This is a genomic window from Bdellovibrio sp. HAGR004 (genome assembly GCF_055397015.1).
The window spans coordinates 817,995-833,858 of record NZ_AP029176.1; the positions used below are offsets into that span (position 1 = coordinate 817,995).

12 protein-coding genes are annotated in these 15,864 nt (G+C 50.1%); 7 read left to right on the plus strand and 5 right to left on the minus strand.

Annotation, left to right across the window (positions count from 1 at the left end; translation table 11 throughout):
* Positions 1–70: 70 nt before the first annotated feature.
* Positions 71–1,084, plus strand: coding sequence for a sterol desaturase family protein (locus ACZ5ZV_RS04220; protein WP_464120178.1), 1,014 nt, complete (start codon positions 71–73; stop codon positions 1,082–1,084).
* Positions 1,085–1,253: 169 nt separating this feature from the next.
* Here the strand turns inward: ACZ5ZV_RS04220 and ACZ5ZV_RS04225 are convergent, their stop codons facing one another.
* Positions 1,254–3,449 carry a TonB-dependent receptor family protein gene (locus ACZ5ZV_RS04225; RefSeq protein WP_464120179.1) on the minus strand — a complete coding sequence of 732 codons (2,196 nt, stop codon included), beginning with the start codon at positions 3,447–3,449 and terminating at the stop codon, positions 1,254–1,256.
* 2 nt (positions 3,450–3,451) lie between these two features.
* Entirely contained in the window at positions 3,452–4,441 is a 990-nt protein-coding gene (locus ACZ5ZV_RS04230; protein ID WP_464120180.1) for an extracellular solute-binding protein, read from the minus strand.
* 265 nt (positions 4,442–4,706) lie between these two features.
* Here ACZ5ZV_RS04230 and ACZ5ZV_RS04235 point away from each other — a divergent pair, with 265 nt between their 5' ends.
* A complete protein-coding gene (locus tag ACZ5ZV_RS04235) occupies positions 4,707–5,456 on the plus strand; it encodes a tyrosine-protein phosphatase (RefSeq protein ID WP_464120181.1) in 750 nt (249 codons plus the stop codon).
* Between the two features lie 183 nt (positions 5,457–5,639).
* On the plus strand, positions 5,640–6,374 hold the full coding sequence (locus tag ACZ5ZV_RS04240) for a hypothetical protein (protein WP_464120182.1): 735 nt from the start codon (positions 5,640–5,642) through the stop codon (positions 6,372–6,374).
* A gap of 33 nt (positions 6,375–6,407) precedes the next feature.
* On the opposite strand, the gene ACZ5ZV_RS04245 is transcribed toward ACZ5ZV_RS04240, so the two are convergent.
* The 3 genes from ACZ5ZV_RS04245 to ACZ5ZV_RS04255 all read right to left on the minus strand — a co-directional run bounded on the left by ACZ5ZV_RS04245 (position 6,408) and on the right by ACZ5ZV_RS04255 (position 10,312).
* On the minus strand, positions 6,408–7,133 hold the full coding sequence (locus tag ACZ5ZV_RS04245; RefSeq protein WP_464120183.1) for a substrate-binding periplasmic protein: 726 nt from the start codon (positions 7,131–7,133) through the stop codon (positions 6,408–6,410).
* 79 nt (positions 7,134–7,212) lie between these two features.
* On the minus strand, positions 7,213–8,634 hold the full coding sequence (gene lpdA, locus ACZ5ZV_RS04250; protein ID WP_464120184.1) for a dihydrolipoyl dehydrogenase: 1,422 nt from the start codon (positions 8,632–8,634) through the stop codon (positions 7,213–7,215).
* Positions 8,635–8,698: 64 nt separating this feature from the next.
* Positions 8,699–10,312, minus strand: a complete 1,614-nt coding sequence (locus ACZ5ZV_RS04255) for a 2-oxo acid dehydrogenase subunit E2 (RefSeq protein WP_464120185.1) — start codon at positions 10,310–10,312, stop codon at positions 8,699–8,701.
* A gap of 328 nt (positions 10,313–10,640) precedes the next feature.
* On the opposite strand from ACZ5ZV_RS04255, the gene sfsA reads away from it, so the two are divergent.
* The 4 genes from sfsA (at position 10,641) to ACZ5ZV_RS04275 (ending at position 15,849) form a co-directional block, all read left to right on the plus strand.
* Positions 10,641–11,372 (plus strand): DNA/RNA nuclease SfsA, encoded by a 732-nt coding sequence (gene sfsA, locus ACZ5ZV_RS04260; RefSeq protein ID WP_374001347.1) that lies wholly within the window; start codon positions 10,641–10,643, stop codon positions 11,370–11,372.
* An 11-nt stretch (positions 11,373–11,383) separates the two neighbouring features.
* Positions 11,384–12,430, plus strand: a complete 1,047-nt coding sequence (locus tag ACZ5ZV_RS04265) for an NAD(P)-dependent alcohol dehydrogenase (RefSeq protein WP_347359531.1) — start codon at positions 11,384–11,386, stop codon at positions 12,428–12,430.
* A 205-nt stretch (positions 12,431–12,635) separates the two neighbouring features.
* Positions 12,636–13,406: a murein L,D-transpeptidase catalytic domain family protein gene (locus ACZ5ZV_RS04270; protein ID WP_464120186.1), complete on the plus strand. Its 771-nt coding sequence runs from the start codon at positions 12,636–12,638 to the stop codon at positions 13,404–13,406.
* Positions 13,407–13,656: 250 nt separating this feature from the next.
* Positions 13,657–15,849, plus strand: coding sequence for a fibronectin type III domain-containing protein (locus ACZ5ZV_RS04275; RefSeq protein WP_464120187.1), 2,193 nt, complete (start codon positions 13,657–13,659; stop codon positions 15,847–15,849).
* Positions 15,850–15,864 lie beyond the last annotated feature (15 nt).

A 15,864-nucleotide genomic window follows, 5' to 3' on the forward strand; every position in this document is an offset into this window, starting at 1 on the left:
CCCCCGAAATGACAAGTTTTCATAGGGACCCCTGTATAATTGAAAACCCAATGAGGATCGGGACTTGCGAGTGTTCTTCAGCAGCGTTTTATGCTACAAAGAATCCATGCTGGAAATGCCCGAGAATTGGACAAGGCTGCAAAAATTACTCTTTCAGTTTGATGAGCCCACATCAAGGCTTTATCACGTCAATATTCTGTCCAGCCTGGCTTTGATTCTGGTGGTTTTGTTTGTTCTGGCCCGTCAGCAGAAAACCCCCTTGGGGACGTTGTTACGCCGCTGGGTTCTGCGCAAAAAATACTGGTGGAATCATTCGGCCAAGCAGGACTATCTGATCTATTTCCTCAATGCTTTGTTCAAAAGCTTCCTGTTTGTGCCTTTGTTTGAATGCAGCTTCGTGATTTCACAAATCGTGATTCGTTTCCTTGTGCGCTTCAGTGATGGCGACGTTCTGAACATCCCGGTGAACAACGGTTATTTGCTGGCCTTCACGTTGGGAGTGTTCGTCTGGGACGACTTCCTCAGATTCTTCCACCACTGGTTGATGCATAAAGTTCCGTTTTTGTGGCACTTCCACAAGTTGCATCACAGTGCCCGCGTCCTGACCCCGGTGACTTTGTACCGAGCTCATCCCGTGGAATCCGTCCTGGCCATCCTCCGCAACAGCTTGAGCCTGGGAACCTCCATCGGGGTCTTCATTTTCCTCTTCGGTTCCAGCTTTTCGCTGTGGACGCTACTGGGAATCAACGGCTTCGGCTTTCTGTTCAATCTGGTCGGCGCGAACCTAAGACACAGCCATATCCCGTTAAGCTTCGGCCCCTTTGAAAGACTTCTGATCAGCCCGATCCAGCACCAAGTGCATCACTCTAAAGACGAGGCCCACTACGACAAAAACTTCGGAGTCAGCCTGTCAATCTGGGACGCCCTCTTCGGCACCCTGATCTTGTCAAAACAAGTAGGAAAACTAAAAGTCGGCCTCAACGAACGCTTCCGCACATCCCTATGGCACCACTACAAAGACCCATTCCTGGCTCTATTGCCAAAAAAGCGCTCCCCCCACGCACCTTCCCCAAAAAGTAATTAAATAGACTTAAAGAAACCGAACGCCGTCCGGCGAGGGCCCGAAGGGCTGCTTGCAGCACGACGCAAGTTCCACAGCAGCACCCTCCCAAGGGGAGGGGCGTCCGCGAGGACTGTCCGAAGCGACGTGCTGCAAGCAGCCCTTCGGGTCCTCGACGGGTGGATGGTCATGTTTAGAATACGTGTTTGATTCCCACCAGAAGGCTTCTGGCTTTGCCTGGTCGCGCACCAAACGGGCGCAAAGAAACCAGATAGTCATTGTCGAAGATATTATCAACACGGGCATAGAAGTTACCCTGTTTGTTGTATTGATACTTCGCTGTCCAATCCACGACCCCGTAAGCAGGGATTTCAGAGCGATCGGTTTCGACAGTCTGGTCGTACATTTTTCCAGTCCAGGACAGGATCACTTCCTGGGTGTACTTGCGGTATTGAGTTCCGAAGCTCAGGCTGTACTGGGCTTGCGGTACGTAAGGCAATGGATCACCGGATTGAATGTTCCCCACACCCCATTCAGGATTGGAAGACTGAGAGTCCGAGGCAAACTCTGCTTTGGTCACAGTCACATTCAAACTGACTGGCATATATACGTTCTTATATTGAAAGCCCTTAGCAAAGCGCGCCTCAAGACCCTGAATCAAGGCTTTGCCGCCATCGAATTCCTGATCCAATGAATTGCCAGTGCAGCCGGAAGAGAACGAACAGGTGTCTTTGATGTTCTTGTAGTCGGCGCGGAAGGCGATGGCTTCAGCAAAGAACTCGCGATCGGCATTGGAATAACGCACGCCTGTTTCGTAGTTCACACTTTCTTCCGCCTTATTGCTTTGTGTCTGGCCAGGTCCTACGGCGCTCATGCCGCGATTGACCCCGGCAAGCCAGGACCAGTTTTCATTAAACTGATATAGCGTTCCCACGCCCGGAACAAAGACACTTTGACTGCCGTCGGTGGTGACACCGGTCAGACCGTTGTAGGATTCATAGTTCAGACTTTCAAAGCGGCCGGCGGCTGTGAACTTCCAAGAGTTCCACAGAATCTCGTCCGAAGCGGTGACAGTGACTGCCTGAGTTGTGTCCTGGATCTTGTTGGTGTTCTTTTCCGCATCGGCGGTGCGTACCAGGCGTCCGTTGGTCATCGAGAAAATGTTCTCGGTGTGATCGCGGCGAATCTGATCTTCATGCAGACGAAGTCCCAGACTTACCTGGTGCAGGAATTCCCCAGCCTGATGAGCCGAGAAAGACCCCAATTGCAGACCTTGGCTGTAGAAATAGCGATCGTTGTTCGCCATCACGATATCCGCACCAGCACCTACACTGGAGGAATCCGCTTGGCCTGTGATGACGTCATAGTACAGCTGATTAGAACCCGTTGTCGGATCACGCAGAACTTTGTTCACATCGACGGTCGTGTCACGGAAGTTGTTAAAACGATTCCAGTCACGGTGGAAGTTGTTGCGATAAGCGGTGGACCACAGGCCCCAAGTGGAAGTCATTTGGGTTTTATAGGTCAACTGCATTTGCTCATGTTCGAACTTCATCAAATCATTTTCAGAAGCGGCATAACGACGGAACGGCGAGCTGGCAAAATCATCCAGGGTCAGCCCCAGATAGGTTTCGTCAGAGGCTTCGTCGGCATAACCAAGCTTCCAAGAAAGGGACTGCTGGCGGTCTCCGGGCAGTCTGTATTCACCTTTGATCAGAATGTCATTCTTATCAAAGCCGGTATTGCGACCCGTATCAAGTTTCTTGAAACCGTCTGTCTTCAGGTGTGTGCCTTCAAACATGATGGCACCGCGGTCCCAGACATAGCCCAGATTGCCTCGATATTTTTGCGTGTTGTAACTGCCACCAGCCACTTCCACTTCTGCGCGGTTTTGTGTGGGAAGGCTGCGCGTGATGTAGTTGATCGCGCCCCCGATGGAGTTAGGGCCATAGGGAACAGAGGCGACCCCTTTAAAGACCTCCAGGGACTCAATCTTACTCATGAAAGGAGTATAATAAGCCGCCGGAGCTGAATAGGGAGCCGGCCCGATCAGAATGCCGTCTTCAAGAATAACAACTTTACGGCTGCGGTGAGGATGCGTTCCACGCAACCCGATGTTCGGGCGAAGACCGAAACCATCTTCTTCCTGCACGTAAACGCCGGGAATTTGTTTTAGTACGCGGGTCACGTCGGTCTGTTGTTGCTGCTCCAGTTTTTCTTTGCCGAAAAAGTGGGCGGAATTGGGCTGAGTCAGCTCCTCTTCAGAACTGCCAATGACCTTCACGGCGCCCAATTCGGACATTGAAGTGGAGACCTCAGAAACGTCTTCGGCCTGTGAAGACAGGCCGAAGAGGGAAATAACAAAAAGTGTGGAAACAAACTTGTTCATGATTATTTGTAGTCAAGTTCCTTGATGATTTCTTTTGCTGCCGGAACAGATTCGCCAAGCACAGTCCAGTTTGTTGGGTCAATTTTGAAAGTGCCCCAGTCTTTGATGACAGTGTTTGGAGTCACACCCAAAGCTGCTGGGTATTCCAAGTGGCTGCCAGACAACCAAAGTTGATTATCTTCTTGCAGCATCAAAGAGATAAACTGTTCAGCCAAAGCCGCTTTCTTAGAATACTTTACGATACCAACACCGGAGCCGTTAACGTGAGCACCTGTGGAGTTTTGGTTTGCGAACAATGGTTTGATTGGGAAGTTTGGATTCTGATCCAACATGCCCGCCAGGTAGTAAGTGTTGGCAATACCGATATCGCACACACCGTTAGCCATCGCTGTCATCATCGCTGTGTCGTTCGGATAAACGTCAACTGCCAGGTTGTCCAGGATGCCAGCCATGATGTCTTTCGCCGCGGTAGCACCTTTGTGGTGAACAAGGCTTGCGATCAATGCCACGTTGTAAGTGCCTTTGGAAGTTCTCATGCACACACGGCCAGCCCATTTAGGATCGGCAAGGTCTGCGTATTCAGAGATCTCAGACGGATTTACACGGTCTGGTGCATACACCAAAGTGCGGGCGCGGTAAGTGATGCCAATCCAGTTGTCGTTCAGATCTTTCATTGCCGGAGCAACGCGAGATTTCAAGGAAGCAGAAGCCAATGGCTGCAACAAACCTTTTTGAGTCAGGTCAGAAAGGAAAACAAGATCCTTCGTGAAGATCAGGTCTGCGGGAGTTGCTTCGCCTTCAGCCTGGAGCTGCGCCAAAACGTCAGCGTAAGCTTTTTCCACGATCACAACATCTGCACCTGTTTGTGCTTTAAACTGATCCGCGATCGGTTGAACACGTGCGGTAGGGCGGTCCGTGTAGATTGTCAGTGTTTCTGCAGAAGCAACAACAGCCGTCAAAGAGACAAGTGCGGCGGCGATAAGCTTTTTCATGGAAAGACTCCTTTTAGTTAATGGCGCAGGAAATACCTCAAAAGAAGCCCGATTCACAACTGATGATTGATAAGTGGGTCTAAATGAGAAGCGACTGAAGATGAAAACCAAATGAAAGTGCTAGAGACCCTCAAATAGCGATTAATTGCATCTGCCACCCGGGTGGACTGATGGAATTTGTGTATTTTTCAAATCAGGGCCGAGTTAAATGAAAATAAAATAGGTGCGCTTCGTGTTATGATGGTCTTTTGTGGAAGGAGTTGGAATGAAACTACAGGGCGGAATTAATTTTCGAGATTTAGGTGGATATCTGGCGGCCGATGGCCGTCGTGTGAAGAAGAACCGCTTGTATCGATCAGGTTCCCTCTCTCGTCTGACCGCTGAAGACTGTGCTCAGTTGGAAGCTTTGTCGATCACCCACATACATGACTATCGCGACATCAAGGAGTCTGAACAAGATAAGGACGTGATTTGGGAGGGAGCTCACTATGAATGTTGCCCGGCGAACCCGGACTCTCATGCAGTGAATGTCGCGGGTCATGACTTTTATGCCGAAGAATCCTTGCGGGCAATTCCCGGCAATTTTATGGAAAGCCTGTATCAGCAGCTGCCGTTTTCCAATAACGCTTACAAGCGTCTTTTTGAGCGGGTGGAGCCCTTGCAAAACGGGGCCCTGGTTCAGCACTGCGCAGTGGGAAAGGATCGCACCGGCGTGGGATCTGCCCTGATGTTGATGTCTTTGGGTGTGAAGAAGGAAACAGTTATCGAGGACTATCTGCGCACCGAACAGACCCTGCAGCCTTTCCGCGAGTTGATCCTGAATCAGAACGAAAAGAAACTTTCCAGTAAAAGTCTTGAGACCTTGCACTATCTGATGTCTGTCCAAGAGCAGTTCCTGAATGCGGCTTTTCACGAAATCCATCAGCGTTATGGCAGCATGGATCGCTATTTTGCGGCAGAGTTCAATTTAACACCAGATCGTCTGAAAGCCCTTCAGGATAAATACCTGGAATAGCTATTTTAGATTCTCTACGAGCTTGGGACTCACTGACCAGAATTCGTCTTATTCTGAGCCAGAACTTCATAAACCACATTCTGGCGCTGTTTCCTTTTTGCAAAGATTCTGATGCTGGGGCTTAAGTCTAGGCCCGGCCTGCCGAAACTTAGTGCGCGAGTTGCAACAACAAGGAGACTCAGAATGATTGCATCCCCGTTGAAACATCTGTTTTTGGCCCTTGCCGCCGTAGTCAGTTTGACCGCCTGTTCTCAGGAAAGTGTGATCAAGGGGGCTCAATTGACCACTCAAACCCAGCAGGGAAACCTGTTTGTGGGCCTGAAGACGCATCTGGATTCCAACAGTATTCAGATTATGAATGTCCAGCTGCCGATCTATAATCCTGACAGTCCGCTGGAAATTTTGGGTATGCTGCAAGTGAACTCTCCAGTTCCCGGAACCACAGAAGTGGATCTATTGGTGAACTTTACGCGTGTGACGCAGATTCCATCAATGAAGGCGGAAAAAGGTCTTCCCAATGGAACCTTCTTCCCGGTGATGGGGGTTAAAACTGACAATTGGTATTCGATCGCCTTAAGTGACAGTCGTATTTCCAAACTCTATTTGAATGTGGACCTGGCGGCATCGAAAGTGGTTCTGGGTTATGCCTTGGGCACAGATGCAATCAGTGCCGGGATTATCGCCAACCTTTTTACGGGATTTAGTTCAAACGGCGTCTCAGGTTATGGCGGTCTTTACAGTGGTGTGCAACCCGGGCAAAGTGGTTTTGCCGTTTTTGCCGACGTCAGCTCCATTCTCAGCCAGTCGACGCCAACCAAAGTGTTCTTCGCTGACAGCACAGTGGAGTCGCGAAAGAAGCCTTTGCGAAAACGGCTGTGGGATCTGAATGTGAAAAGGACCTGGCTTCGAATCCGATAAAGATTTTTCGACTTTACGAATCGTGGATTCCGATCATTTGTAATGAGCAAAAATGCGGTCCAGCTCATCTGAGCTTTTGATGTCCTCAATGGCTTTGTTAAATGAAGCAGTCAACTCAGTGTCTTTGGCGGCGATCAGGCAGTGAATCGGATATTCCTGTATAACCATCTTATAAATAGGGGCTTTGTTTTTATCGATCTTCAGGAAATAATCCAGATGAGTTTCGTCGGCCACGACGTTGTCGATGCGTTTATTGACGAACTTTCGCAGATTCTGTTCTTCGGTGGGAACGTCCTCGCGAATCAGCCGGCCATTTTTAAAGAGTGGGTCAAGACTCGGGTAAATATAGCGCAGAACTGTTCCCACGCGCTCACCCCTAATATCGGAATAAGAGTGCACACTCTTGCGTGAGGCCAGCACTTCTTTTTTTATAAACAGAACCTTGGACCAAGTGAATTTTTCAGGGTTCGGAACCCAGGACGGACTGGTGTAGCAGTTGATTTCGGCCAAACCCTTGCTGATCATCTCGTGAATACGGAACTTGGGAATGACGATGAATTCGAATTTGCGATCAACGCGCTTTTCAATGGCATGAATATAGTCCCGCACAATCCCAGTGGCCTGGCCTTTCGCGTCAGTGATCAATAAAGGGGGGGCCAGACTGTAAGGGATAGCCACCCTGAGCGGAGCTTTGGTTTTTGCCGACCACGCGGGACCACATAGAAGCAATGTCGATATCAGCAGCAAAAAATGGCGCATGAAAAGATGATAGCAGCTTGAGGTTGGAGTGCAGCTAAAAAAAAGGCCGGTTTTTGACGGCCGGCCTTTGTGCGAAAGCTTATGCTTTCAAAGGTTTTTGAATGATATGGATCGCGTGACCCAAAGTCGCCTCAGCGGCTTCCATCATGGTTTCACCCAAAGTTGGGTGAGGGTGGATGGAAAGCGCCAGGTCTTCAATGCGTGCACCCATCTCGATCGCCAAAACAGCTTCAGAGATCAAGTTGGAAGCTTCCGGACCGACGATGTGAACGCCCAACAAAACGTGGGTTTTCTTATCAGCGATCATTTTCACGAAGCCGTCTGTTTCCATCATGCTCACCGCGCGGCCATTGGCTGCGAACGGGAACTTGCTGATCAGAAGGTCGGTGTGACCTTTGGCTTTCGCTTCAGCTTCAGTCATGCCGGCTGCTGCGATTTCAGGATCGGTGAAGACAACTGCCGGAACTGTTTTCGCATCGTAAACACGGTTATGGCCCGCGATCACTTCAGCAACCAGAACACCCTCGTGGGATGCTTTGTGCGCCAGCATCGGCTGACCGGCGATATCACCGATAGCAAAGATGTTGGAAACATTCGTGCGGCGTTGAGCATCGACTTTTACGAAGCCACGCTCGTCCACGGCAATGCCAGCCGCTTTCAGGTTTGCCTGATCGCCATTTGGACGACGGCCGACAGTGACGAGGATTTTGTCGCATTTTACAACTTCGTCTTTGCCATTGATCTCAACAGTGACTTCGTAACCGTCTTTAACTTTTTTCTGGCCCTTGGCTTTTGCTCCGTAAAGAACATTCACGCCCGCTTTGGTCAGCTTGCGAGTCACGATCTGCGCGCAGTCCGGATCAACCACACCCGCCAACAAAGCCGATTGTGCTTCGATCACAGTCACTTCGGTGCCCAGCTTGCGCAGGTAAGAAGAGATCTCTAGACCGATGTAACCACCACCGATAACCGCCACGCGCTTAGGGATGGAGTCAAACGCCAACGCGCCAGTGGAAGAGCAGATGTCTTTTTCGTCGAACTTGAAACCAGGGATTTCAATCGGGCGGGAGCCTGTTGCCACAACGAAGTACTTCGCCTGAACAGACTCAGTGCCTGCAGAGGATTTCACAGAGATTTCTTTAGAGGATTTGAATTCAGCATCACCTTTGATGATGGTTACGCCGTAACCTTTAAGAAGCTGATTCACACCGCCGGACATCTTGTCTGAAACGGATTGTTTCCATTTCACAAGCTGTTTCATATCCACGTCGATGCCACCTTTGATGTTCAAGCCCATTTCCTTGAAATTGTGCTGAGCTTTATGCAACAGGTGAGTCGCAGTGATCATGGCTTTGGACGGGATACAACCCACGTTCAAGCACACGCCACCCAGGAATTCACGTTCGATAACTGCTGTTTTAAAACCAAGTTGTGCAGAACGGATCGCAGCGACATAACCGCCGGGACCCGCACCAATAACTACTACGTCAAAATTTTGCATATAATCTCCAAATTTAGTCCAGCTGAAACGCCGGCTGGCGTTTCAGCCTCTTCGGCGGGGCCGATTAAACCAGTTCCACCAAAAGTTTGCCTGGGTTTTCGATGCGGCCGATGAAGGCAGCAAGGAATCTTGCAGCAACAGCGCCGTCGATCAAACGGTGATCCGCAGTCATTGAATAGTTCATGACTTTGATCGCAGAAACCTGACCGTTTTTCAGAACGACTTTTTCGTCAATTTTGTACATGCCCAAAATCGCAACTTCAGGGTGATTGATCACCGGAGTCGCATAAGTTCCACCGATGGAACCGATGTTAGTCACAGTGATAGTCGCACCCTTCATTTCATCCGGTTTCAACTTGCCGTCACGAGCACGCTTGGAAAGATCCAATATTTCTTTGGAGATTTCCAGGATGGATTTCTGATCCGCGTTTTTGATCACCGGAACAACAAGTCCGTTTGGAGTGTCCGCTGCGAAGCCCAGATTGAAGTATTTTTTGTAAACGATTTCGCCAGCCGCATCGTCGATGGACGCGTTGAACATTGGGAATTCGCGGATCGTTGCGATCAAAGCCTTCATCACGATTGGAAGGTAAGTGATCTTCGTTCCGTTTTTCTCAGCATGGTCTTTCAGACCTTCACGAAGGGCCACCATCGCATCCACTTTTGCTTCATCCATGATGGTGAAGTGAGGGATCACGTGTTTGGAGCGCTGCATGTTTTCAGCAATCTTCTTGCGAATACCGATCAATGGAACGCGCTCTTCCGCGGCACCGGCAGGGCCCTGATAAGAAGGCTTAGGAATAGAGATGGAGCCCGCTGCTGCCGGAGCAGATTTCGCTGCCGCAGGAGCTGCGCCGCCACCGGAAGCCATCACGTCTTCACGAGTCACACGACCCGCAAGACCAGTACCGGTCAGAGAGTTGATATCAACACCCATTTCACGCGCCAGACGGCGAGTCGCCGGAGTTGCCAATACTTTGGAGTCAGCCACAGGCGGGAAGATGCCTGCGGAAGTGGAAGCTGTTGCCGCTGGAGCTGCTTTGGCGGCGGTAGCTGCGGAGTGTGCAGGCGCAGGCTGCACTGGACCAGCACTTGGAGCTGCCGGAGCCGGAGCAGAAGCTGCGCCACCTGCACTCTCAAGAGTGATCATGGTGGAGCCGACTTTAACAACTTCACCTGCTTTGAATTTCAATTCTTTGACAAGACCTGCAACTGGAGTCGGAACTTCGACAGTCGCTTTGTCAGTCAGAACTTCAGCAATTGCCTGGTCTGCTTTGACAGAGTCACCTGGTTTTATCAACCATTTAACCAGTTCACCTTCAGTAACGCCTTCACCCAGTTCAGGAAGCTTAATGTCTTGGGCTTTGCCAGGGGCGGCAGTCGCAGGTTTGGCCGGAGCCGCTGCTGCTGCTGGTTGCGCCGCTGGTTTTGCAGCCGCACCCGCGCCATCAAGAGTGATCATAGTGGAGCCGACTTTAACGACGTCGCCGGCTTTGAATTTTAAATCTTTCACCACGCCAGCAACAGGAGACGGAACTTCAACCGTTGCCTTGTCGGTCAATACCTCTGCGATTGCCTGATCAGCTTTTACAGAATCGCCGGGTTTCACCAACCATTTTACCAATTCACCTTCAGTAACACCTTCACCAAGTTCGGGCAGTTTTACATCAGTTGCCATGTTGAGAAAGTTCCTTTCCTTGTTGCATAACTTAAACAAATCAAATTCAAAGCTCTCGCCTTTCGCAAAGAAGAGACTTTAGCGAAGATCAAAGTGGCGGGTTGAGAGCAGCATCCCGTTCTATGCTCACGGTAGAGTATTTGCACCCATTAACACCCCGCATAAAGGGATATCTGAAGGGCTCTTCCTGGCTGCTAGGCAACAGTGTCATTTTTGCAGGGACGCCCTAAAGCTGTAGGGTGTCGGGCGGGGCTTGAAAGGAATCGACAAAAGGGCGCCTCACAGACTAGTTTCATGAGAAAGAATTCGATTTTCAAATGAGGTTTTCATGAAGTTTCACAGCAAGTTGCAAGAAGGTATTTTCCTGAAACGCTATAAGCGCTTTTTTGCAGACATTGAGTGGAAAGGCCAGACCATCACGGCCCATGTGCCTAACACGGGCAGCCTAAAAAGCGTGAACAATCCGGGACAGCACTGTCTGTTCTCTGAAAGCACCAATCCGGAACGCAAGCTGAAGTTCACATTGGAAATGATCAAATCTCCAACGGGAGCGTGGGTAGGGGTTAACACCGCCACACCGAACACCGTGGTGCGTGAGACTTTACAGCATGTCGTGGGTCACAAAAAAGAGGTCGTTGGCACTTTTGCCCATTGGGCGGGTTTTGATGAGGTGAAGCCTGAATACAAGATCAGCGCAGAGACCCGTTTGGATTTTGCGTTGAAGAAAACAGGCAGCGAGTCCCTGCATTTTATCGAAGTGAAGAATGTGACTTTAGGGGAAGATGGCGTGGCTAAATTCCCGGATGCTGTGACTGAGCGGGGGCAAAAGCATCTGCGTGAGCTGATGGCTTTGATGGATCAAGGGCACACTGCTGAAATTGTTTTCACTGTTCAACGTCACGACTGCGGAACGTTTGCTCCGGCAGATGATATCGATCCTGAGTATGGCCGTTTGCTTCGGGAGGCTCATCAAAAAGGTGTGAAGGTTTCGCCGCTTGTGCTGGACTTGACCCCGGAAGCCATTGAACTATCAGAGACAGTTCTTCCGCTTAAACTGTAAGGAGTGTTGTGATGATTCCAGTGAACGCCTATGCCGCCTATCAATCCAAAGAACCTTTGAAGCCCTACAAGTTTGAACGCCGTCAACCGGGACCTCATGATGTCCAAATCGACATTCATTTCTGCGGCGTCTGTCATTCAGATCTGCACCAGGTGCGTGATGAGTGGGGTGGCTCTAAATTCCCGATGGTTCCGGGCCACGAAATCGTGGGAAAGGTGATCAGCGTCGGAAGCTCCGTGAAGAAATTCAAGGTGGGCGACTCGGTCGGGGTGGGATGTTTGGTGGATTCCTGTCGTACTTGTCCGTCTTGTGGGGAAGGGCTTGAGCAGTACTGTGAAAATGGTTCTGTCGGCACTTACAACTCTGTTGAAAAGGACGGTGTGACGGTCACTCAAGGTGGGTATTCCACTCAGATTGTGGTGAATGAAGACTTTGTGCTGAAGATTTCTCCAAAGTTGCCCTTGGATAAAGCGGCTCCGCTTTTGTGTGCGGGAATTACAACCTATTCGCCGCTTCGTCATTGGCAAGCCGGCCCTGGTAAGAAAGTGGCAGTGATGGGGTTGGGTGGCCTGGGTCACATGGCCGTGAAGTTGGCTGCTGCGATGGGGGCAGAGGTTACGGTGCTCAGTTCTTCCAATAAAAAGAAGGACGATGCACATCGCCTGGGGGCGCATAATTACGCTGCCACCTCTGAAAAAGAAACCTTCAAAAAATACAATCGCAGCTTTGATTTGATTATCAACACCGTGTCTGCGCCGATTGATCTCAACGCTCACCTGCAGTTGCTGAAACGTGACGGAACTATGGTGTTGTTGGGTGTGCCTGACAAACCAGAAGCCATTCATGCCTTCCCTCTGATCGGCGGGCGTCGCAGTCTAGCGGGCTCTTTGATTGGTGGGATTCAAGAGACTCAGGAGATGCTGGATTTCTGTGCTCATCACGGAATCACCTCTGATATCGAGTTGATTAACATCGACAAAATCAATGAGTCCTATGAAAGAATGCTCAAGGGTGATGTGCGATATCGTTTCGTGATTGATATTGCTTCTTTGAAGTAAGACGCGTTCGTAAAATGATTATTCAGAGAGGGCGAGGAGTGATCCTCGCCCTTTTTTTGAGGCCTTTTCCAAGGTCTGGAAAGTGTCTGAAATCTCGACACTTTCCCTCTGAAAGTCTGACCAGTATTCAGCCAGTTCTTCGGTCTTTAAAGTTTCAAATATGAGCGGCCGATCTGCCTTCCGTGAACTATCACGGAGGATCACCATGGCTCTTATAAACTCAAAAACACTCTTGGTACTTTCCACGACATTTTTACTGGCAGCGTGCGGACCTGGGCTTCCCGTGTTGCCGGACGACCCGAATAACGAACCGACTGCCGAGATGCCTAGTGAAGGCAATAACTCGCAAGGCAGTACTGAAACTCCGGGGGTTGTTGAACCTCCCACGGTAACAACACCACCAACTCCGACTGTGCCTGACGAGGTTGTGGACGGGGACGAGGCGATTTTAAAACAGTACGACTATCTTGATCCAAACCATATCGTGCCGACAGCGGGATTGAAGGCGGCGGTGTTGTACTTCCATAAGAACAAGACCCAGTTTAAGAATCAGTCTGTGATCTCGGTTTTGGATTTCAGTCAGAAATCCTCGCAAAAACGCTGGTATTTTATCGATATGAAAACCGGGGCCGTGTGGAATGTGCATGTGTCCCATGGAAAAGGATCAGACAGCAACCATGACGGTTTTGCTGAAAAATTCAGTAACGTGTCTGGTTCGAATGCTTCTTCATTAGGGGCCTATAAAACCGCAGAAACCTACCAAGGCAGCAACGGCTACTCTTTGCGCCTGGATGGGCTGTCTTCCACCAACTCCAATGCGCGCTCTCGCGCCATTGTGGTTCACGGGGCCAGCTATGTTCAGGATTCAACTGTGATCCAGGGGCGCAGTTGGGGCTGCCCGGCGGTGTCCCAAGCCAACCGCGACAAGGTCATCAACCTGATCAAGGGCGGCAGTTTGCTCTATGCATTTAAATAGTAATTCAGTTCGTTTTTTTAAAGCTCATAGGACGACGGCATTCCTCCGATAAAAATCCTATGAGCTTCTTTTATTCTGTTCTTCTTTCGGTCTGACATGCCTTTGGTCGAGTTTTATAAACAGGACTTAGCATATTTGTATTTATTCCGAAACGAACCTCATGTTCGAGGCTCTCCGGCAACTCTATGTTAAATGCACTCTTGTCTTGTTGCTATTGGTGGCAGGAGGTTGTTCCCCTGTAGTTTCCCAGGTGAAACAACTGCTGACGCCCGCAGATGGCATTGCCGTTCCAGCGCCAAATATTGCCGGGCAGGTTTCGACGGAGTTCTTTGTTGATGGAAAATGTCACAGCAAGACCATCGACATTCAGTACTCTTTGGATGGCGGTACGAATTGGCAGTCCGCCAAAGAATCCATTGTCGTAAAAAACCTGGTTTTGGACTGTGAAACCAAAAAAGAATTTTCGTTCGCATTGGATCTTTCGGGTTATCCGCAAGTTTCCAAAGTGGGTCTGCGAAGTGTGATGCCGTCGGGGTATTCCAATGTTTTGGAAAAGACCATCGCCATCGACATGACCGCACCCACTGCCGTTTTGCAAGCTGAAGGAGCGATTACCAATCTGCCTAATCCAACAACAGTTTTGGAATTGATCACCACAGACAGCGATATTTTTCAAATATACCTTACCGATCAAAACACCTGTTTGAGTGGTGGTCAGTGGCGCAGCCTCGACAAGAACAGACTGCCATGGACCTTCGCTACCGAGGGCACGCAATCAGTTTACTATAAGGTTCAGGACTTTGCCCGGAATCAAAGTCCCTGTCAGTTGTTGACCTTGACTGTGGATAGTTCGGTGACAGCACCGACCGCTTTGGCACTGCTCTTTCCGCTGCAAAGTATTTCCAATGAGCTGACTCTAACTGTTCGAGTGGACGGGGTTGCATCAGGGGACACGGTATTTGTGTATTCAGCGGGCGATTGTAATCCCGCCTCTTTAATGGTTTCAGGACTTGCCGCGGGCAGCACCGCGACTCTAAATGCCACGATTTTGGGTTCTGATGGAGTCTATAGCCTTCATGCAAAACGTCGGAACAGTTTCGGAAATGAATCGGCCTGTTCCAGTGCCTCTTTGGCGTATTCACTGGATCGCATGGCACCCACGGGGCCTGCGGTCTTGGTCGCGGATACACCGGCGGTCGTAAACACCCAGTATGTGAATTTGGTTCTGGCAGCCGGAGACGGGCCGGAATTGATGCGTATATTCAATGATGCCACCTGTTCGGTCGGGGGCTCTGCCTGGACTGCTTATGCACCTCAATATCCTGCCTGGAATATGGGGGCTGGTGATGGCGTCAAAAATATCAGTGTGGAGTTTAAAGATATCGCCGGGAATATTTCAACTTGCGCCAGTACTTCCGTGGCTTTGGATACAACACCACCGAGTTTGACCGGGCTTTCCAGCAGTACTACCGCAGTGCCGTCGCATACGTGGACTTGGGGGTGCTCTGAGCCTCCGTGCACTTATGATTTTGTCGTGGATGAATTCCCGACGGCAGAGCCCGGAAATAACTTTGTAGGCACCAATTCGTATGCGATTTCCGTGGGATCGCCGGACGCGTTTTATTACCTTCATATCCGGGCTAAAGATTCAGCCGGGAACATATCCACAACGGAACATTACCTGGCTGTTGTGGGTGACTTCCCGGATGCACCCAGCACGTTGACATTGTTGTCGCCCGCGACCCCTGTTTCCAATGTGAATGCGCCGTCAATTCAGGTCGCGGGGACCGCCAGTGGTAATATCATTTTCCTGCATGCAACAGTCGATTGCAGTGATGACCCACTGGCCAGTGTGACAGCGACAGGTTCTTCCGCCACACTGTCGCCATCGTTGTCGACGAATGGTATTTATAAATTTCATGCACGGGCTTTTAATGGAACAAATTACTCCAGTTGTTCTGCAGGTTCATTCAGCTACACCTTTGACAATTCACCGCCTGCAACCATGGCGGTGCTTGATGATGGGGCTATGGCACTGAAGTCATTCAGTCCTTATCTTTCCTGGGGCCCAGCCACGGACAATCTTTCAGGTATTTCCAAGTATGAACTGCAGATAAAGCTGGCTGCAACTCCATTTACGGTGGTTAAACCGTGGGTGTCCGTGGGGGATGTGCGAAGTTATACTTTTGCTGGATTAAGTCTTACCGCCGGTACTGCCTACAAAGTGGAGATTCGGGCCACGGACGCAGCGGGAAATGTATCTGCCGTGCTATCTTCAGATGGCTGGACAGCTCAGGCTGAAACGACATTGCCGGGTCCACTCTGTTTTACAAATGGGAATAATAAAGGAAGCGTGATGCAGTCACTACGCAGGGGAATGTCGCTTACTTGGGCGGAACCTTTACAGAGGTCGGCACCTGTCGGGGCGGATTGGTCCTGTTGAATTCTAGTGGTGAAT

What these genes read in the sequence shown, in the direction of transcription:
- ACZ5ZV_RS04235 (WP_464120181.1), top strand. Translation starts at nt 4,707, where the DNA reads ATGAAACTACAGGGCGGAATTAATTTTCGAGATTTAGGTGGATATCTG.
- ACZ5ZV_RS04240 (WP_464120182.1), top strand. Translation starts at nt 5,640, where the DNA reads ATGATTGCATCCCCGTTGAAACATCTGTTTTTGGCCCTTGCCGCCGTA.
- ACZ5ZV_RS04270 (WP_464120186.1), top strand. Translation starts at nt 12,636, where the DNA reads ATGGCTCTTATAAACTCAAAAACACTCTTGGTACTTTCCACGACATTT.
- lpdA (WP_464120184.1), bottom strand. Translation starts at nt 8,634, where the DNA reads ATGCAAAATTTTGACGTAGTAGTTATTGGTGCGGGTCCCGGCGGTTAT.
- ACZ5ZV_RS04230 (WP_464120180.1), bottom strand. Translation starts at nt 4,441, where the DNA reads ATGAAAAAGCTTATCGCCGCCGCACTTGTCTCTTTGACGGCTGTTGTT.
- ACZ5ZV_RS04255 (WP_464120185.1), bottom strand. Translation starts at nt 10,312, where the DNA reads ATGGCAACTGATGTAAAACTGCCCGAACTTGGTGAAGGTGTTACTGAA.
- ACZ5ZV_RS04265 (WP_347359531.1), top strand. Translation starts at nt 11,384, where the DNA reads ATGATTCCAGTGAACGCCTATGCCGCCTATCAATCCAAAGAACCTTTG.
- ACZ5ZV_RS04225 (WP_464120179.1), bottom strand. Translation starts at nt 3,449, where the DNA reads ATGAACAAGTTTGTTTCCACACTTTTTGTTATTTCCCTCTTCGGCCTG.
- ACZ5ZV_RS04245 (WP_464120183.1), bottom strand. Translation starts at nt 7,133, where the DNA reads ATGCGCCATTTTTTGCTGCTGATATCGACATTGCTTCTATGTGGTCCC.
- sfsA (WP_374001347.1), top strand. Translation starts at nt 10,641, where the DNA reads ATGAAGTTTCACAGCAAGTTGCAAGAAGGTATTTTCCTGAAACGCTAT.